This window comes from Flavobacterium sp. GW821-FHT11G01 (assembly GCF_058808175.1).
Window position 1 is genome coordinate 60,864 of sequence record NZ_JBXARK010000012.1, and the last position, 18,265, is coordinate 79,128.

18 protein-coding genes are annotated in these 18,265 nt (G+C 31.5%); 12 read left to right on the forward strand and 6 right to left on the reverse strand.

Features of this window, described 5'->3' with window-relative positions:
* The first annotated feature begins 30 nt into the window (after positions 1-30).
* Complete coding sequence (locus AC1RRN_RS18950; protein WP_056196753.1) at positions 31-1,014, forward strand: UDP-glucuronic acid decarboxylase family protein; 984 nt, start codon at positions 31-33, stop codon at positions 1,012-1,014.
* A gap of 12 nt (positions 1,015-1,026) precedes the next feature.
* Positions 1,027-1,794: a glycosyltransferase family 2 protein gene (locus AC1RRN_RS18955; protein WP_492968803.1), complete on the forward strand. Its 768-nt coding sequence runs from the start codon at positions 1,027-1,029 to the stop codon at positions 1,792-1,794.
* Positions 1,795-1,993: 199 nt separating this feature from the next.
* On the opposite strand, the gene AC1RRN_RS18960 is transcribed toward AC1RRN_RS18955, so the two are convergent.
* Positions 1,994-2,524 carry an ORF6N domain-containing protein gene (locus tag AC1RRN_RS18960; protein ID WP_492968804.1) on the reverse strand — a complete coding sequence of 177 codons (531 nt, stop codon included), beginning with the start codon at positions 2,522-2,524 and terminating at the stop codon, positions 1,994-1,996.
* Positions 2,525-2,566: 42 nt separating this feature from the next.
* Positions 2,567-3,877: a phenylacetate--CoA ligase family protein gene (locus AC1RRN_RS18965; protein WP_492968894.1), complete on the reverse strand. Its 1,311-nt coding sequence runs from the start codon at positions 3,875-3,877 to the stop codon at positions 2,567-2,569.
* A gap of 136 nt (positions 3,878-4,013) precedes the next feature.
* Here AC1RRN_RS18965 and purD point away from each other — a divergent pair, with 136 nt between their 5' ends.
* Positions 4,014-5,288, forward strand: a complete 1,275-nt coding sequence (gene purD, locus AC1RRN_RS18970) for a phosphoribosylamine--glycine ligase (RefSeq protein WP_492968805.1) — start codon at positions 4,014-4,016, stop codon at positions 5,286-5,288.
* 39 nt (positions 5,289-5,327) lie between these two features.
* On the opposite strand, the gene AC1RRN_RS18975 is transcribed toward purD, so the two are convergent.
* Positions 5,328-5,558, reverse strand: coding sequence for a DUF6341 family protein (locus AC1RRN_RS18975; protein WP_074660106.1), 231 nt, complete (start codon positions 5,556-5,558; stop codon positions 5,328-5,330).
* 137 nt (positions 5,559-5,695) lie between these two features.
* On the opposite strand from AC1RRN_RS18975, the gene AC1RRN_RS18980 reads away from it, so the two are divergent.
* Positions 5,696-6,625, forward strand: a complete 930-nt coding sequence (locus AC1RRN_RS18980; RefSeq protein ID WP_492968806.1) for a DUF6427 family protein — start codon at positions 5,696-5,698, stop codon at positions 6,623-6,625.
* Here the strand turns inward: AC1RRN_RS18980 and upp are convergent.
* The gene (gene upp, locus AC1RRN_RS18985; RefSeq protein WP_492968807.1) at positions 6,620-7,273 is read right to left on the reverse strand and encodes a uracil phosphoribosyltransferase; all 654 of its coding nucleotides are present in this window, start codon (positions 7,271-7,273) and stop codon (positions 6,620-6,622) included. The genes AC1RRN_RS18980 and upp overlap by 6 nt on opposite strands.
* 111 nt (positions 7,274-7,384) lie before the next feature.
* On the opposite strand from upp, the gene AC1RRN_RS18990 reads away from it, so the two are divergent.
* Positions 7,385-7,990, forward strand: a complete 606-nt coding sequence (locus tag AC1RRN_RS18990) for a DUF4254 domain-containing protein (RefSeq protein ID WP_492968808.1) — start codon at positions 7,385-7,387, stop codon at positions 7,988-7,990.
* Between the two features lie 40 nt (positions 7,991-8,030).
* Entirely contained in the window at positions 8,031-9,044 is a 1,014-nt protein-coding gene (locus AC1RRN_RS18995; protein ID WP_492968809.1) for a glycosyltransferase family 9 protein, read from the forward strand.
* 79 nt (positions 9,045-9,123) lie between these two features.
* Here AC1RRN_RS18995 and AC1RRN_RS19000 read toward each other — a convergent pair whose 3' ends face one another.
* Complete coding sequence (locus AC1RRN_RS19000) at positions 9,124-9,516, reverse strand: hypothetical protein (protein WP_492968810.1); 393 nt, start codon at positions 9,514-9,516, stop codon at positions 9,124-9,126.
* Between the two features lie 266 nt (positions 9,517-9,782).
* Positions 9,783-10,835 (reverse strand): 2Fe-2S iron-sulfur cluster-binding protein, encoded by a 1,053-nt coding sequence (locus AC1RRN_RS19005; RefSeq protein ID WP_492968811.1) that lies wholly within the window; start codon positions 10,833-10,835, stop codon positions 9,783-9,785.
* A 128-nt stretch (positions 10,836-10,963) separates the two neighbouring features.
* Between AC1RRN_RS19005 and AC1RRN_RS19010 the strand changes: the two genes are divergently transcribed.
* The 6 genes from AC1RRN_RS19010 (at position 10,964) to atpB (ending at position 18,236) form a co-directional block, all read left to right on the forward strand.
* A complete protein-coding gene (locus AC1RRN_RS19010) occupies positions 10,964-12,424 on the forward strand; it encodes a DUF5687 family protein (RefSeq protein ID WP_492968812.1) in 1,461 nt (486 codons plus the stop codon).
* A gap of 84 nt (positions 12,425-12,508) precedes the next feature.
* Entirely contained in the window at positions 12,509-13,204 is a 696-nt protein-coding gene (locus AC1RRN_RS19015; RefSeq protein WP_492968813.1) for an ABC transporter ATP-binding protein, read from the forward strand.
* 124 nt (positions 13,205-13,328) lie between these two features.
* Positions 13,329-15,908, forward strand: coding sequence for a type IX secretion system periplasmic lipoprotein PorW/SprE (gene porW, locus AC1RRN_RS19020; RefSeq protein ID WP_492968895.1), 2,580 nt, complete (start codon positions 13,329-13,331; stop codon positions 15,906-15,908).
* Positions 15,909-15,911: 3 nt separating this feature from the next.
* Positions 15,912-16,319 (forward strand): bactofilin family protein, encoded by a 408-nt coding sequence (locus tag AC1RRN_RS19025; RefSeq protein WP_492968814.1) that lies wholly within the window; start codon positions 15,912-15,914, stop codon positions 16,317-16,319.
* Positions 16,288-16,515 (forward strand): AtpZ/AtpI family protein, encoded by a 228-nt coding sequence (locus AC1RRN_RS19030; protein ID WP_492968815.1) that lies wholly within the window; start codon positions 16,288-16,290, stop codon positions 16,513-16,515. The genes AC1RRN_RS19025 and AC1RRN_RS19030 overlap by 32 nt, the downstream gene beginning before the upstream one ends.
* A 569-nt stretch (positions 16,516-17,084) precedes the next feature.
* Complete coding sequence (gene atpB / locus AC1RRN_RS19035; protein ID WP_492968816.1) at positions 17,085-18,236, forward strand: F0F1 ATP synthase subunit A; 1,152 nt, start codon at positions 17,085-17,087, stop codon at positions 18,234-18,236.
* The last annotated feature ends 29 nt before the right edge of the window (positions 18,237-18,265 follow it).

The window sequence follows — 18,265 nt, forward strand, 5'->3', positions numbered from 1 at the left end:
AAACCCAAAAATGTTTCAATTAAATCAATTATGAAAAGAATACTTATTACCGGAGCAGCAGGATTTTTAGGGTCGCATTTATGTGATCGATTTATTAAAGAAGGCTATTTTGTTATTGGAATGGACAACCTGATTACGGGAGATCTTAAAAATATTGAGCATTTATTTAAGTTAGAAAACTTCGAATTTTACCATCACGATATCACCAAGTTTGTTCATATTCCAGGTGATTTAGATTATATTTTACATTTTGCTTCACCGGCAAGTCCAATTGATTATTTAAAAATTCCGATTCAGACTTTAAAAGTGGGATCGTTAGGAACACATAATTTGTTAGGATTAGCAAGAGTTAAAAAAGCAAGAATTCTTATTGCATCAACTTCTGAAGTTTATGGCGATCCATTGGTTCATCCGCAAACTGAAGAATATTATGGAAATGTAAATACGATTGGTCCCCGTGGTGTTTACGACGAAGCCAAACGTTTTCAGGAATCAATCACAATGGCGTATCATACTTTTCATGGCGTAGAAACCAGAATAGTGCGTATTTTTAATACTTACGGTCCAAGAATGCGATTAAACGACGGACGTGTAATTCCGGCTTTTATTGGTCAGGCGCTTCGTGGTGAAGATTTAACAATTTTTGGAGACGGAATGCAAACGCGTTCTTTTTGTTACGTAGATGATCAGGTCGAAGGTATTTTCAGATTATTGCATTCTGATTATGTTTATCCGGTAAACATTGGAAATCCGGATGAAATCACGATTAAGGATTTTGCTGAAGAAATTATCAAATTGACAGGAACAAATCAAAAAGTTGTGTATCATCCGTTGCCAATAAATGACCCATTGCAACGTCAGCCAGATACGACGAAAGCGAAGGAATTATTAGGCTGGGAAGCAAAAGTGAGCCGTTCTGAAGGAATGAAAATTACGTACGATTATTTCAGATCGCTTTCTAAAGAAGAACTTTCTAAAGAAGAACACAAAGATTTTTCAAGTTATATAAAATAATTAAGAGCGTTAATGAGTGAATTAGTTTCTATTATAACGCCAACTTACAATACTGAAAAGTTCATTAAAGAAACTTTAAAGTCAGTTCAAAATCAAACGTACCAAAATTGGGAAATGATTTTGGTTGATGATGCTTCTACGGATGAAACGGTAAAGATTATTTCTGATTTTGCTAAAAAAGACAGTAGAATAAAACTGTTTAAATTAGAAAAAAATTCCGGAAATGGTTTTGCACGAAATGTGGCCTTAGAAAAAGCAGTTGGAAAATACATTGCTTATCTGGACGCTGATGATTTGTGGTTTCCGAATAAATTAGAAAAGCAGATTCAGTTTTTAAAAGCGAATAATTTGCATTTTACTTTTAGTTTTTACGATTGTATTGATGAAGAAGGAAACTCGTTAAACAGAAGAGTAGAATCGCCAATAAATTTAACTTACGACGAACTGTTTTTTTGCAATTATGTTGGCAATTTAACGGCTATTTACGATACGGATTATTTTGGAAAAATCATTTTAGAAGCGACTCAAAAAAGACAAGATTGGCGTTTGTGGCTTACAATTTTAAAACAAATTCAGGCTACAAAACCAGTTCCGGAACCTTTAGCCTTTTACAGAATTAGAAAAAATTCGATTTCATCATCAAAATTCAAATTGATCAAACACAACTTTGGTGTTTACAGAGAATTCCACGGATTTAATTTTGTGTTTTCTGTTTTGTTGATGGTGCGATTTTTATTTACTCAGTTGATTATAAAACCTCAATATATAAAGAAGATTTAAAACTCAACTTGAAGTCGCAATTTGTGACTTCAAGTTTCAAGGTCGCAAATTGCGACCTTGAAGAATTTCGTTTAGGATTGGAGGTCGCAAGTTGCGACCTCCAATTTTTTTTAAGTTTTATTGTAAAAGTTAATCGAAAACTTGATATCACAATTTGTGATATCAAGTTTCTAAGGTCACAATTTGTGACCTTAAAGAATTATTTTTTATAACCAATTTTCACTCTATCAGACTCATTTTCTTTCTTTTCAGTCAATTCATCCAAGTAGGAAAAGACCAACTCAATATTTTTGTCATGATTTTCTAACTTTTTCTGAATCTGAAGAATATCGACTTTTATTTCCGTTGTATCTAAAAGCATTTGTCTCACTTTAGTGAAAATCCTCATGATTTGAATGTTCGTCTGAATAGCTTTGTCAGTTTTTAAAACACTTGACAACATTAAAACGCCGTGTTCTGTAAAAGCAAAAGGTAAATATTTTTGATGTTCTCCTCGTCCTTTCTTTAAGGTCGCAATTTGCGACCTTAAAGAATTATATTCACTTTCACTTAGTTGAAACATAAAATCCACAGGAAAGCGTAATATATTCCTTTTTACCTGTTCGTTTAATCTTTTAGTTTCAATCTCATATAGTAGAGCTAAATCAAAGTCAAGCATCACTTTTTGACCACGGATAAAATATATTTTGTTTGAAATAGTTTCTTCAGAAAGTAAAGATTGATCTTCCATAAGTTTTTAATTAGCAAAAACAAATGTAAGATTTTATTTATATTACAGATAAGATTTAAATTGTTTTAATTTTCCTCGATTGGTTCTTTCTAAAACAGTTTTTCTTGTAAAAGTGAAGTTTAAATTAGGTTCTAAATACAAATCAATTGCTTCTTTGATTTTATGAATTTGTTCTGAAACTAATTCTTTTTCAGAAACATATTCAATTTCAAAAGTATCTAATCTGGTTTGTTTGATGATAAATTCTTTTACGTTTCCGTCGTCTTCAATAATACTTTTGGTTACATAATAAAAGGTCAATCCAGGTGATTTTTTTCCACTTGGTAAAATGGCAACGTCATTAGTTCTTCCAATTAATTTTTTGAGAATTGGTTTTTGAGGCGTGCTTTTTTCGTCTAAAATTCCAATATCGCCAATTTCATATCTAATAAAAGGATTTGCTTTATTGAATAAAGAAGTAATGACAATTCGTCCTTCTTCCCCGTAAGGGAGAACTTTATTATTTTCATCTAAAATCTCAAGGAAAAGTGTTTCGGTATTAATTTGCCATTCACCTTTTGGATTTTCAAAAGCAATCAAATCTAGTTCTGAAGCTCCATATTCATTGATTATTGGAATACCGAATTGTTTTTCTAAAAGTTTTTTATCCGATTCAAAAAGCATTTCAGAAGTAACAAAACAAGCTTTAAGAGTTGGACAAATTTCTTTCAGAATGATGTTTTTCTTTTCTAAATATTTAGCGAACAAAACGATAGAACTTGTATATCCGTTGATGTAATCGAACTTTTTCGATCTGAATTTTCGAAGAAATTTTTCTAAAACTTCATCAGATAAATCGAAAACCGGAAAACGAAAACGATGCGTAAGAAAATCTTTGAAGCGTTCTTTTTGGTAGCCAATAAAATCCATCGGAATACCATAAAAGCGTGCCTGATAGGAATGATTAAAATCGATGTTGAACCACCCAAAACGCATACTATTCGAAGCCCAGGTTAAAGCATGAGAATATTTATCTTTAGCAAAAACAAAAGGTGTTCCGCTTGATCCGGAAGTTTTGTTGAGGTAAACATTTTTTAAAGTATATCCTTTTGAAAGTCTTTCAGAAAGTGGTTTTTGTAGATTTTGTTTATTTAAAACAGGTAAATCTTCCCATTTTAAATCTGTTTTATTTCCAACTAATTCCTGATAAAAAGAGTTGTTTTGCAAATGAAAAGCAACAATTTCTTCTTTTTTATTTTGAAGGAAAATAAGATAATCTTCTTCAGATAAATTAGCAATTTCATTCAATTCGGCTTTAGCTTTCTTTATCGGAAAACCATTTAATTGCAGCGAAATATCAAAAAGAGAAATCATTTTTGGAAGATTAATTTTCATCAAAAATAATATTATCCAACTACTAACAGAGAAGAATCACGAACTTTTTAAGATTTAATTATTTTTTACGTGTAAAAGCAATTATTTTTGCACCACAACTAAATACAACTATACCATGACAATTTTATTATTGGGATCAGGCGGAAGAGAGCATGCTTTTGCGTGGAAAATGATTCAGAGTCCGCTTTGCGAAAAACTTTTTGTTGCACCAGGAAACGCGGGAACAGCTGCAATTGCTACAAACGTTGCGATGTCTCCAACTGATTTTGATGCAATTAAAACATTTGTTTTGCAGGAAAATGTAAAAATGGTTGTTGTTGGGCCAGAAGATCCTTTGGTAAAAGGGATTTATGATTTTTTTAAAAATGACGAAAGTTTAAAGCATATTCCGGTTATCGGGCCATCAAAATTGGGTGCTCAATTAGAAGGAAGTAAAGAATTCGCTAAAGAATTCCTGATGAAACACAATATTCCAACAGCTGCGTACGATAGTTTTACTGCCGAAACAGTTGAAAAAGGATGTGATTTTCTTGAAACTTTACAGCCTCCATACGTTTTAAAAGCAGATGGTTTAGCAGCAGGAAAAGGAGTTTTGATTATTCAGGATCTTGAAGAAGCGAAAACGGAATTAAGAAATATGTTGGTTCATGAAAAATTTGGAGCAGCAAGTTCAAAAGTAGTTATTGAAGAGTTTTTGGACGGAATTGAATTAAGCTGTTTCGTTTTAACTGACGGAAAAAGCTATAAAATTCTTCCAACTGCAAAAGATTACAAACGAATTGGAGAAGGCGATACAGGCTTAAATACAGGCGGAATGGGAGCAGTTTCTCCAGTTCCTTACGTTGATGCTGTTTTGATGGAAAAAATCGAAACTCGTATCGTAAAACCAACAATCGAAGGTTTTCAAAAAGATGGAATCGAATATAAAGGTTTTGTATTTATTGGTTTAATCAATGTAAAAAACGAACCAATCGTTATTGAATATAACGTGAGAATGGGAGATCCGGAAACTGAAGTTGTAGTGCCGAGATTAAAATCTGATTTAGTTGAATTATTCCTTTCAGTTGCTAATCAAAAATTAGACGAATTTACTTTAGAAGTTGATCCAAGAAGTGCGACTACAATTATGGTGGTTTCTGGCGGATATCCTGAAGATTTTGAAAAAGGAAAAGTAATTACTGGATTAGAAAATATTACAGATTCTATAGTTTTTCACGCAGGTACAAAATTAGACGGCAATAATGTCGTTAGTAATGGAGGACGTGTTTTGACTGTAACATCATACGGAGACGATTTTCAACAGGCCATAAAAAAATCTTACCAAAACATAGATAAACTAAATTTTGATAAGATGTATTTTAGAAAAGATATCGGATTCGATCTAATATAAAATGAATTCTCTAACCCTTTTCGGAGGGTTAGATACTTTTTATTTTAAAAAAGAGTGAGCCGTTGTATCTTGGTTTTCTGTTCCTGCGTCATCAAATATGCGTAATTGTTTAATCCAGTAACCGATTGCACATGCACAGATGATCATAAAAATCCAGTTAATTGTGCTTGCAGCAAACCAGCTAACTAGTTCCAAACGACGTAAAAAGTCAAGTGGAGCAAACAAAATGTTAACGAATAAGTATTGTATTCCTTCAAAAAAAGCTGTCATAATTTTTTTAAATTATAGATTATTATTGTTTTTAACGCATTGAAGCAAAATTCAAACGAAGAATCTTTTTTCAACTTGTTGGTTTTTCCTTTTAAACAAGTATTATATTTACAATCACAAAAGTATAAAATATCCTTATGATAACAAGTGTTTTTAAAAAATCTACACCATTAAATTATTCTTTGGTCGTAATTTTAATACTGGTTTTCTTTTTTCTGTTTCAAATTCAGGAACCATCATGGATGGCTTCTTATTTTTTAGCGTTTCAAAAACTAAGTTTATTGTGTTTTATTTTCGCATCTTTTTTCCTGATAAATTTTATCGTTAAAAAGAACGGACTCAGTAAAGACAACGGATATTCGATATTTTTCTATTTGTTGTTTATCTTGTTTTTCCCCACGATATTTAATAATTCGAATGTTATATATGCCAACTTTTTTCTGTTATTGGCGCTTCGAAGGTTAATTTCACTACAGTCATTAAAAGCTTCAAAAGAAAAAATATTTGATGCCTCCTTTTGGATTTTAGTAGCTTCTTTATTTCAATTTTGGTGTATTCTTTTCCTTATTTTGGTTTTTATATCAATTATTTTTCACGTTTCGAGAGATTACAGGAACTGGGTTTTACCATTTGTAGCACTTTTAGCAGTTGCAATTGTCTTTTTATTAGTATCCTTAATTTTCCACTTTGATGCTATTGCATTTTTTGAAAAACGTGCTGTAATCGATTTAAGAATTGATTATTTTAAGAATAATTACGAAAACGGAGCACTTTCAATTTATGTTGCAGTTGCCTTATTTTTTGTAGTTTCTATGTTGACAACTTTGTCAAACAGACCTCAAATTGTACATACATCATATAAAAAAGTGGTGGCTTGTTTTTTTATTGCAGCCTTTGTTTTTATTCTTTCGCCTAATAAAAGCAATGATTTATTGCTTTTCAGCATTACACCTTTAACCATTATGGCTTCAAGTCATGTTGAATATGTGCAACAAAAACTAAACAATGAAATTGTATTTTATGTACTTATTTGCTGTAGTTTATTTACGTTTTTCTCTCAATTATAATTTACTTCCGTAAGCAAGATCGCCCGCATCACCTAGTCCGGGAACAATGTAGTTTTTCTCGTTTAATTTTTCGTCTAAAGAAGCTACCCATAAATGGCAGCTGTCAGGAAGATTTTTTTCAAGGTAAGCAACACCTTCAGGAGCAGCAATAACAACCACAATATGAATTTCTTTTGGAGCTGCATTCTGAACTAATTTTTCATGCACCGCCACAATAGATTGTCCCGTTGCCAACATCGGATCAAGAAGCAAAACCGTTTTATTGTTCAGATTTGAAAGCGCCTGATATTCAACTCTAATTTCAAATTCATGATCGTTATTAGGATGATACCTGCAAGCCGAAACAAAGCTGTTTTCGGCATGATCGAAATAATTTAAAAAACCATTGTGAAGCGGTAACCCAGCTCTTAAAATAGAACATAAAACCAATTCACTTTCGATTTCGGTTGTTTTTTTGATACCAAGTGGTGTTTGAATTTCAACATCTTTATAAGACAAATCTTTGCTTAATTCATACGCCATAATTTCGCCAATTCGCTCGATATTTCTTCTAAAACGCATACTGTCGTTCTGAACATTTACATTTCTGATTTGACCTAAAAAATGATTTAATACGCTATTGTTTTCAGATATATAATGAATTTTCATATGGAGATTTTAGAATTATCAATGATTTATGATACGAAAACGAAAAAAGAATCGTTTTTTTCAAACTATAAAAGTATAAAAAGTATCTTTGTCTCTCTAATAATTAAAGACATGTTTTCAAAATTAGCTTATTCTGTTTTCGAACAAAGTATCAAGGATTATCACCAGTTTGATAACGTTGATCAACCTATAAACAATCCTTATCCAAAAGATAAATTTGAGCATTTATTATATCTAAAAAACTGGATTGACACCGTTCAATGGCATTTTGAAGATATTATTCGTGATCCGCAAATTGATCCGGTTGCAGCTTTGACTTTAAAAAGAAGAATCGATGCTTCAAACCAGGAACGTACGGATATGGTTGAATATATTGATGGTTACTTTTTGCAAAAATACAGCACTGTAAAAGCAAAAGACGGAGCAAAAATCAATTCTGAAAGTCCTGCCTGGGCATTTGACAGATTATCTATTCTGGCATTAAAAATTTATCATATGCATGAAGAAGCTACTCGTGCAGAGGCTTCGCAAGAACATAGAGATAAATGTCAGGAAAAATTAAATGTTCTTTTAGAGCAAAGAACAGATTTATCTACAGCAATTGAAGAATTGTTGACAGATATCGAAAATGGAGAAAAATTCATGAAAGTGTACAAACAAATGAAAATGTACAACGATGATGAGTTAAATCCGATTTTATATCAAAATAAAAAATAATTTGGCAGAATTGTCCAATAAAATTAAGCATATAGCCGTCATGAGACTATCCGCAATGGGAGATGTCGCCATGACGGTTCCTGTTTTACGCGCTTTTGTAAAACAGTATCCCGAAGTAAAATTGACGGTTATTTCTCGTCCTTTTTTTAAACCTTTTTTTGACGGAATTCCAAATCTGGACTTTTTTGCTTTTGATGAAAAAGAAAAACACAAAGGTTTTCCTGGACTTTTAAGATTATATAAAGACATTAAAAAACTCAAAATTGATGCTTTTGCAGATCTTCATAATGTTTTAAGATCTAAAATTGTGAGTTTGCTTTTCGCTTTAAGCGGAAAAAAAAGAGCCACTGTTGATAAGGGTAGAGAAGGAAAAAAAGAATTAACCCGAGCCGAAAACAAAATTTTCAAGCAATTGCCAACGATGTTTGAAAGACATGCTAAAGTGTTTGAAAAACTTGGTTTTCCTTTAGATTTATCTCAACCGGAATTTCCTGAAAAAGCAGATTTAAGTTCAGAGCTTTTGGAAATCATCGGAAATCAAAATCAAAAATTAATCGGAATTGCACCTTTTGCACAATATGACTCTAAAGTATATCCGATTGATTTGATGACAGAAGTTATTTCGATTTTGGCGCAAAATCCAAATCATAAAATATTGCTTTTTGGCGGAGGAAAGAAAGAAGTCGAAATTTTAGATTCGCTTTCAAAATCATTTAAAAATGTAATTAATATGGCTGGAAAAATTAAATTCCAACAAGAATTACAATTGATCAGCAATCTCGATGTAATGCTTTCTATGGATTCCGGAAATGCACATATTGCCGCAATGCTGGGCGTAAAAGTTATTACGCTGTGGGGTGCGACACATCCATACGCAGGATTTTTGCCTTTTAATCAAATTTTAGAAAATGCCTTAACTTCAGATAGAAATCAATATCCAAAATTGCCAACATCCGTTTACGGAAATAAAATAGTTGAAGGTTATGAGGATGCGATGAGAAGTATTTCTCCGGAGAAAATAATTGCTAAAATAGAAGATCAGCTTTCAAAGTAAATTTTAAAAAATTCCAATAAAAAATTCCAAATTCCAACTTTACAATTGGGATTTGGAATTTTTTATTGGAATTCGATTTTCATAAATCAAGAAAAAGATAACCCATTGGTTTCTTTTTGTTTCTATCAACTACAATATCAACAAAGTGATTTTCTTTTTCAGTAGCTAATAAAATGTGTTCAAAATCGTCTGCTGAATTTCTATAAACTTTATGTATCAATTCAGATTCTTTAATTTTATTCGATAAAATTTTGGCTGCTTTTAATTCACTTATATAAGGCCAAATATTGAACAAATTATCATTAGGTACTGAAATTTCTGCCATTCCATCGATCATTGATGCGCTATACTTTTCTTTTGAAAGTAGTTTAGGAGCTTTTCTGTTTCTTCTTTTTTTAATTATAAAATAGACACAGATAAAAGATGTTATTACAAAAAGTAAAATAAAAGAAAGACGGAGGTAGTGATGCATTGCCATGATATTTAATGTTTAAACTTGTTGACAATCAGAGATAGCTTTACTCAGTTTTTAAAAAAAAGGAGAATGTTAAGCTTTAAGTACACTACTAATATAGTAAATTTTCGGCATATTTTTTAAAAAATATTTAAAATGAGATATGGTTTTTTACAAATTGTTAAAGTGTGCAGTTGGTCAGAATTGCATTTTGAACAAAAAAAATTCCAAATCCCAATTGTAAAGTTGGAATTTGGAATTTGAAAATATTGGAATTTTAACGTCTAAACATCATCATAATCTACATAAATAGATTCTGATGTTGGATGTGCCTGACAGGTTAAAATTAATCCTGAAGCAATTTCTTTATCTGTTAAAATAGAATTTTTTGTCATTTCTGCAGTTCCAGAAGTTACACGAGCTAAACAACTGCTACAAATTCCGCCCTGGCAAGAATACGGAGCATCAATTCCTTGTTTTAATGCTGCATCCAGAATGGTTTGTTTTTGAGACATCTCAAAAGAAACTTCATCATCATCAACTAAAACCGTGATTTTTGTGTGTCCTTCAAGCGAAGTTTTTATTTCATGTTCCTGAGATGAAGAAGTAAAAAGTTCAAACTTAATAGCAGATTCTTTTACATTTTTCTCTTTCAAAATATCAGAAACAGTATTGATCATTTGTTCAGGACCACACAAGAAAAACTTATCAAATTGAAGCTCTTTGTGTTTGTTGTTCAAGACAAAATTAACTGTTGATTTTTCGATTCTTCCAAACAATGCATTTTCGGCTTTAGCCTGACTAAACACATAATGCACAAAAAGACGACCAACATATTTTAATTGCAAATCGTGAAGTTCTTGATGAAAAATAGTTTCGTCAGGTGTTTTGTTTCCGTAAACCAATACAAATGAACTTTTTGGTTCGCTTTTTAAAACCGATTTTATAATAGAAAGTACAGGGGTAATTCCGCTTCCTGCTACAAAAGCTGCATAATTTTTTTGTCTTTCAGCGTCTGGTTCAAAAGTAAATTTTCCTTCCGGATGACCTACTTCAAGAACATCTCCAGCTTTAAGTTTGGTATTGGCAAATGGAGAGAACAAACCATTTTTAACGGCTTTCACTGCAATTCGCAATTCACCGCTTTCTGGCGCAGAACAAATAGAGTAAGCACGACGAATTTCTTGATTATCAAGAGTTAATTTTAAATTTATATATTGTCCTGCAATAAATTTATAGTCTGGTTTTAGTTCCTCGGGAACATTAAAAAGTATAGAAACGGCATCGGTTGTTTCACGTTTTACCTCTTTAATTATCAGTTTTAAGAATGAAGGCATGATTGTATATTTTATGCAAAAGTAGCAAACGGAGATTAATTCGCAGGCACTAAACTATTATTTTTAACTTTTTTTGTAACGTTTTCTTACATTTGATCTCTTACTACAAAACTCAAAACCAATTAACCATGATTAAAAAGTTTATTTATCTCGAATGGAAAGCCTTTACCAGATCGGCGTCGTTTGGAGCAAACCTGGCAATGAAAATTTTGTTAGGGTTTTTAATGATTTATTTTTCACTTCTTTTTATTGGTGCAGGTGTTGGAGCATTTTATTTGCTTAAAAAAATGAATTTCGAACCATTAGTAACAATCAACCAATTTTTGATTTATTATTTTCTGTTTGATTTGGTTATTCGATTGTTGATGCAGGCAATTCCGGTTCTAAACATTAAACCATTATTAGTTTTGCCTTTTAAAAAACCAACAATTGTTCATTTTTCATTAGGAAAAACGGCGTTGTCTTTTTTTAATTGGGTTCACGCACTTTTCTTTGTTCCTTTTTCGATTGTATTAATATTAGAAGGTTACGATATTATTGGAATCGTGATGTGGCTTTTGGCGATTTTCTCTTTAATATACATCAACAATTTTCTAAATATTATTCTAAGTAATATTGACAAATTGTTTGTTGTTTTTGTCGGAATTGCAATAGGTTTGGGAGCAGCGCAGTATTATAAATTATTTGATATTACGATTTTCACAACACCTTTTTTTCAAGGACTTTATACTCAAAAAGGATTATTTTTAATTCCGGTTTTAGTGTTGATTGGTCTGTATCAATTTACATTTAAATACTTTAAAAATAATTTATTCCTGGATGCCGGACTTTCTAAAAAAGAAGATATTGCAACAACAGAAAATCTTGCTTGGCTTAATCAATTTGGAACTTTAGGGACGTTTCTTAAAAATGACATCAAATTAATCCGAAGAAATAAAAGATCAAAAACAACACTATTAATGAGTTTTTTCTTTTTGTTCTATGGATTGATTTTTTTCGGAAATACGCATCAGCCGGCAGTCATGTATATTTTTGCCGGAATCTTTGTTTCAGGTGGATTTTTATTTGTCTTTGGACAATTTGTACCAAGCTGGGATAGTTCGTATTATCAATTAATGATGACACAAAACATTCCGTATCGCGGGTATATTACTTCAAAATGGTGGCTGGTAGTTATTGCTACTTTTATCTCAACCATAATTGCGTCATTTTATCTTTTGTATGGTTGGGAAGTTTACCTGACAATTGTTGTTGGTGCAATTTATAATATTGGAGTTAACTCTCACTTGGTTCTTTTGGGAGGCGCATATACCAAAACACCAATTGATTTAAGTAATGCCGGTGGTGCCTTTGGAGACAAAAAAGCATTCAATGTAAACGCTATGTTATTGACGCTACCTAAATTATTATTACCATTAGGTCTTTATGGAATCGGACTTTATTTTGGAGACAAAACATTAGGATTATCGTTGGTCGCAGGAGCAGGAGTTTTAGGTTTTGTGTTTAGAAATTCTGTTTTTTCCTTAATCGAAAAAAGATACAAAGTCGAAAAATACAGTACGATAAGTGCTTACAAACAAAAGAATTAATTAGTCTATTTGAAAATGTGTCAATTAGATAATATACTTCTATTGACAAAATCTAAGATCAACAATCTAAAATCTAAAATTATCATGATAAAAGTAAATCAACTTTCAAAAATATATAACGGAACCACAGTTTTAAATATCAATAATCTTGAAATTCCAAAAGGACAGAGTTTTGGATTGGTAGGGAATAACGGAGCAGGAAAAACAACTTTTTTCAGTTTGTTATTAGACTTAATTCAGCCTACAACCGGGCATATTACGAGCAATAATATTCAGGTAAATACAAACGAAAACTGGAAATCTTTTACAGGTTCATTTTTAGATGAAAGTTTTCTTATTGGTTATTTAACTCCAGAAGAATATTTTTATTTTATTGGCGATTTACGTCATCAGAATAAAGCTGATATTGATGCCTTGTTAGCGCAACATGAAGAATTTTTTAATGGAGAAATTCTAAAAAACAAAAAATATTTACGTGATTTATCTAAAGGAAACCAGAAGAAGGTTGGAATAATTGCTACACTTATAGGAAACCCTGAAGTTGTTATTTTAGATGAACCTTTCGCCAATCTAGATCCAACAACAGTAAGCCGATTGAAAAAAATTATTAAAGAATTGGCAGAAAATCCAAATGTTACGGTTTTAGTTTCGAGCCACGATTTACAACATACTGTAGAGGTTTGTGACCGAATTGTAGCATTAAATAAAGGAGAAATAGTTAAAGATATTCAGACCTCAAAAGAGACACTTCAGGAGCTGGAATCGTTTTTTGCTGTTTAAGTTTCTATATTTCAAAAAGAAGCGTATTTTTACCAGTCATTATACTAAAAAGCCTTTTTAGAAGTTAAAGGATTTAAACTCTTTTCTATTGAAAAATAATACTCTAAAATATTGTTTTCCGTTCGTGTTTTTATTCTTTTTGATAGCTTGCTCTACCAAAAACAATACTTTTGTGTCTAGAAATTCCCATGCTTTAAGTACAAAATACAACATTTTGTATAATGGAGGCATTGGTCTTGATAAAGGTTTGAAGTCTATTCAGGCAAATGATCAGGATAATTTCTGGAAGATGCTGCCAATTGAAAAAATGCAGGTTGACGAAAATTATTCCGGAGATGAAAAAACTAAAAATCCGGATTTTGAATTAGCCGAAACCAAAGCTACAAAAGCAATTCAGAAACATTCGATGAATATTGGCGGAAGAGAAAAAAACTCACAGATTGATGAGGCGTATTTAATGCTGGGAAAAGCGCGGTATTATGATCAGCGTTTTATTCCGGCTTTAGAGGCTTTCAATTATATTCTATATAAATACCCAAACAGTAGTAATATTTACACAGCAAAAATCTGGCGTGAAAAAACCAATATGCGTTTAGGTAATGATGCGATTGTGGTAAAAAATATTAAGCTGTTGTTAAAAAATACGGACTTAAATAAGCAAACATTTTCAGATGCAAATGCCTTATTAGCTGAAGCTTTTTTACATTTAGAACAAAAAGATAGTGCTGTAGCGAAACTCAGAATTGCCGAAGATTTTTCGCGAATAAATGAAGACAAAGCACGTTATCGTTTTATTTTGGGTCAGATGTATCAGGAAGCCGGAAAAAAAGATAGTGCCATTTATTTTTATAACGGTGTAATTGACATGAACCGCAAAGCTGATCGAAAATATATGATGCACGCTTACGCGAAAAAGGCTCAGATGTTTGACTATGAAAATGGCGATCAGGATATGTTTATCGAAACCTATAATAAATTGGTAGAAGATCGCGAAAACAGACCTTATTACGATATTTTATTTTATGAAATGGGAGTGTTTTTCGACAACTATAAAGAACAGGAAAATGCACTGGAATTTTATAATAAATCTTTAGCCAGAAAATCTAAAGATCCTTATTTGGTAGCTTCGACTTACAGAAACATTGGAAACATGTATTTTAAAAATACAGATTATACCATGGCTGCCAAATATTATGACAGCACGTTAGTAAAATTAGACCCTAAAAGCAGAGAATTTGCTTTTATCGAAAAAAATCGAAAAAACTTAGATAACGTTATTAAATATGAAGGAATTGCAAAGCGCAACGACAGCATTATAATGGTTTATGGTTTACCAGAAGCAGAACGAAAATCTTATTTTGAAAATTATATAGCTGAGCTTAAAAAGAAAGATGAGTCAAAACGTATTTTTGAAGAAAAAGAAAGAGAAAAGCTTGAAAATGTTGAACGTAATTCAAAAGCAGGTAATCTACCGACAGCTGTAAATCCGCAAGCACCAGTACCGACTGATTTGGCTGCGGCAGGAGCATTTAATCCTCCGGGAGCAAATGATCAGGCTAGTACATTCTATTTTTACAACCCAACAACGGTTGCTTACGGAAAAGTGCAATTCAGAAAAATGTGGGGAAATAGATCTATCACAGGTAATTGGCGTTTAGCTTCTTCAAAAACAATTGTTAATCCAGTCCTAAAAGATTCATTAAGTATGCGTCAGGATTCTCTTAACGCATTGCAGGATTCTGTTGTAGTCGAAAAATATACAACAGCATTTTACGAAAAACAACTTCCAACAAGTCCAGTTGTAATGGATAGTATTGGTAAAGAACGAAACTTTGCTTATTACCAATTGGGACTTATTTATAAAGAAAAATTTAAAGAGTACAATTTAGCCAGCGACAAACTCGAGCAATTATTGAAAAATAATCCAGAAGAAAAATTGGTGTTGCCATCGATGTATAATTTGTATAAAATATATCAAATTACGAATCCGGCTAAAGCAGAAAAAGTAAAATCTGATATAACAGGAAATTATCCAACTTCGAGATATGCACAACTTTTAAATAATACAAATGCGAGCGATTTGGCATCGCCGGATAAAGAATATAAAAAGTGGTATAAATTATATGAAGAAGAACAATTTAATGTGGTTCTGGATAATATTGATAATTTAATTAATCAATATGCCGGCGATGAAATTGTTTCTAAATATGAGTTATTGAAAGCTAATACATTAGGAAAAGTAAATGGATTAGCAGCTTATAAAAAAGGCTTAGAAACAGTTGCAGATAATTATCCAAACAGTGAAGAAGGTAAAAATGCCCGTGAAATTTTAGAGAAACAAATTCCGAGTTTGGAAAAGCTTGATTTTACAGCTGTTGATGGTAAAAACTGGAAAATTTTATATTTAGTTTCTAATACTGATTCTCAATCAATTAAAAAAATTGAAGAAGCAATTAGAGTATTTTTGCTAGTTGAAAATTATGAGAGGCTAACAACTTCATTAGACAAATACAATAAAACCCAAAGTTTTGTAGTTATTCATGGAGTAAAATCTGAGGCATATGCCAGAGATCTTTCAGGAGTTTTTAGAGGCGATAAAAAGTATAAAATCACACAGCCGGCAATTATTATATCAAGTGATAATTACAAAGTGATTCAAATCAAAAAAAATCTTGAAACATATTTAGCGCCTAAAAATCCATAAACCATGTTTGAGAAAGCAAAAAAAAGCGGCACAGAATTATTAGGAAAAACAAATAGAATAGTAGAAGGAACTTCTATTATAGGTGATATTGTTTCTAAAGCCGATTTTCGATTAGATGGAGAATTAATAGGGAATTTTACATCGCAGGGAAAACTGGTTATAGGACCATCAGGAATTGTAAAAGGCGAAATTATTTGCCACAATGCCGATATTGAAGGCGAATTTCAAGGGAAATTAAAAGTTTTAGAAGTCCTTAATATTAAAGCTACAGCTCATATTCATGGAGAAATTGCAGTAGGAAAACTGTCTATAGAACCAGGAGCAGAATTTACTGCTACTTGTGCCATGCTAACAAATTCTAAAGAAGTAACCGTAAAAGATGGAAAAGGAGCCGAACAAAAACCAGCGTAATAAATGGATTGCACTTATTAATATTCCCATTCAAATGGGGGGTATTATTTTCTTGTTTTCTTATTTAGGAACCTGGTTAGATGAAAATCATCCAAGCCAAAAAATATATTATAATAAAGTATTAGTAATGGTTGGTGTTGCTCTGGCTTTGTATAATGTTATTCGTCAGGTAAACGAAATCAATAAAACAAAGTGATTTTACTTTTAAAAGAGCATTAAATAAATGTTGCATCTTTGCATAAAAATTATTTGAAATGCTTTTAAAAAATTACAGACCAATTTTACATTTATTCTTTTTTGCTCTGGCATCATATATCCTGCATAAAGCAGTTTTTATATTTTTTGATATCCCAAATCAAAATTTTCATTATAGTATAGAATCATTGTATTTGATTTTTTTTGCATTTACAACAGTATTTTTTATGGTACTATTGAAGATTACTACTAGCAATTTTGACAGTATAGGAATGATGTTCATGATGGGAACTTTAATTCAAATGTTTTTTTCTTATTTAGTTTTAAGACCGATTTTATCTGATAAAATTCATAACGTGTCTGTTGAAAAAACTAATTTTTTTATAACATTTATTTTGTTTTTGTTATTTGAGACGCTTTTAACTGTCCGATTATTAAACAAAAAGCGTTAAAATAGGGATTCTGTAAAACAAGGTTCAAAAATAATTTTTCATATCCTTTTGAATATTAATAAAAAATGTACCTTTGCACCAAATTTTAGAAACGTAAAAAATCAGATTTTCAACAGATATGGTGATTTCAAACAGACCACTCAGATTTATTCTTGTAGCTTTAGTAGCATGTCTTCCGATAATAAGCTTTGCTAATTCGGAAAAAGACGCTGCACATACTCAAACTGAAGTAGCTCATGAAGCTACTGCAGAAGGCCATCATGCAGAGCCAACTGATGTAAAGTCTAAAATTAAAGCTTTCGTGAATCATCACGTTCTAGATTCTCATGATTTTACTTTAACTCAGGACGATGAGACAGGGAAATACTATGGTTTTTCTTTGCCAGTTATTATTTGGGATAATGGTTTGCAGATTTTTTCTTCATCAAAATTTCAACACGGTCATGCTGTAGCAGAATCTAATGGTAATTATTATGTGATCAATCATCATGATGGTAAAATCTATAAAACAGATGCTACCGGAACAATTACAGAAGATGAAAAAACGGGACACCCAACAAATGTTCGTCCTTTAGATTTTTCAATTACTAAAACAGTAGTTTCTATTTTTGCAGCAGCTTTATTAATGTTATGGTTATTTTCTAGCCTGGCAAAATCTTATGCTAAAAATGGAGGAATCGCTTCTGGAGCTGGAAGAATTTTTGAGCCTTTAGTAGTTTACATTCGTGACGAAATTGCAATTCCAAATATTGGTGAAAAGCATTACAGAAAATACATGAGTTATTTATTGACTATCTTTTTCTTCGTATTGTTTTTAAATATTTTCGGATTAACTCCACTAGGAATTAATGCTACAGGTAATTTAACAATTACATTCTCTTTAGCAATCCTAACTTTCTTAATTACAAATCTTACAGCAAATAGAAATTATTGGGGTCACATTTTCTGGATGCCAGGTGTACCGAAACCAATGAGAATTATTTTAGCACCAATTGAATTGTTGGGAGTTTTCATTAAGCCATTCTCATTAATGATTCGTTTGTATGCTAATATTTTTGCAGGTCACATAGTTTTGATGAGTATCATCGGATTAATGTTTATCTTTAAAAGCTGGATTGGAAGCAGTTTATCTTTTGGATTGTCATTTGTACTTTCAATACTTGAAATTTTAGTAGCATTTTTACAAGCCTATATTTTTACAATGCTGTCTGCACTTTATTTTGGTTCAGCAGTAGAAGAGCATCATCACGAAGAAGAAGCTCATCATTAAAACTTAGATTCAAGATCCTGGATTTAGGT

Excerpts from the sequence above, each read along its gene's own strand:
- AC1RRN_RS18965 (WP_492968894.1), bottom strand. The coding sequence starts at position 3,877 with ATGATTTCTCTTTTTGATATTTCGCTGCAATTAAATGGTTTTCCGATA.
- AC1RRN_RS19030 (WP_492968815.1), top strand. The coding sequence starts at position 16,288 with ATGGAAAAGGAGCCGAACAAAAACCAGCGTAATAAATGGATTGCACTT.
- AC1RRN_RS19015 (WP_492968813.1), top strand. The coding sequence starts at position 12,509 with ATGATAAAAGTAAATCAACTTTCAAAAATATATAACGGAACCACAGTT.
- AC1RRN_RS19005 (WP_492968811.1), bottom strand. The coding sequence starts at position 10,835 with ATGCCTTCATTCTTAAAACTGATAATTAAAGAGGTAAAACGTGAAACA.
- purD (WP_492968805.1), top strand. The coding sequence starts at position 4,014 with ATGACAATTTTATTATTGGGATCAGGCGGAAGAGAGCATGCTTTTGCG.
- AC1RRN_RS18990 (WP_492968808.1), top strand. The coding sequence starts at position 7,385 with ATGTTTTCAAAATTAGCTTATTCTGTTTTCGAACAAAGTATCAAGGAT.
- AC1RRN_RS18950 (WP_056196753.1), top strand. The coding sequence starts at position 31 with ATGAAAAGAATACTTATTACCGGAGCAGCAGGATTTTTAGGGTCGCAT.
- upp (WP_492968807.1), bottom strand. The coding sequence starts at position 7,273 with ATGAAAATTCATTATATATCTGAAAACAATAGCGTATTAAATCATTTT.
- AC1RRN_RS18975 (WP_074660106.1), bottom strand. The coding sequence starts at position 5,558 with ATGACAGCTTTTTTTGAAGGAATACAATACTTATTCGTTAACATTTTG.
- AC1RRN_RS18995 (WP_492968809.1), top strand. The coding sequence starts at position 8,031 with ATGAGACTATCCGCAATGGGAGATGTCGCCATGACGGTTCCTGTTTTA.
- AC1RRN_RS19000 (WP_492968810.1), bottom strand. The coding sequence starts at position 9,516 with ATGCATCACTACCTCCGTCTTTCTTTTATTTTACTTTTTGTAATAACA.
- AC1RRN_RS19010 (WP_492968812.1), top strand. The coding sequence starts at position 10,964 with ATGATTAAAAAGTTTATTTATCTCGAATGGAAAGCCTTTACCAGATCG.
- AC1RRN_RS18980 (WP_492968806.1), top strand. The coding sequence starts at position 5,696 with ATGATAACAAGTGTTTTTAAAAAATCTACACCATTAAATTATTCTTTG.
- AC1RRN_RS18955 (WP_492968803.1), top strand. The coding sequence starts at position 1,027 with ATGAGTGAATTAGTTTCTATTATAACGCCAACTTACAATACTGAAAAG.
- AC1RRN_RS18960 (WP_492968804.1), bottom strand. The coding sequence starts at position 2,524 with ATGGAAGATCAATCTTTACTTTCTGAAGAAACTATTTCAAACAAAATA.
- atpB (WP_492968816.1), top strand. The coding sequence starts at position 17,085 with ATGGTGATTTCAAACAGACCACTCAGATTTATTCTTGTAGCTTTAGTA.
- AC1RRN_RS19025 (WP_492968814.1), top strand. The coding sequence starts at position 15,912 with ATGTTTGAGAAAGCAAAAAAAAGCGGCACAGAATTATTAGGAAAAACA.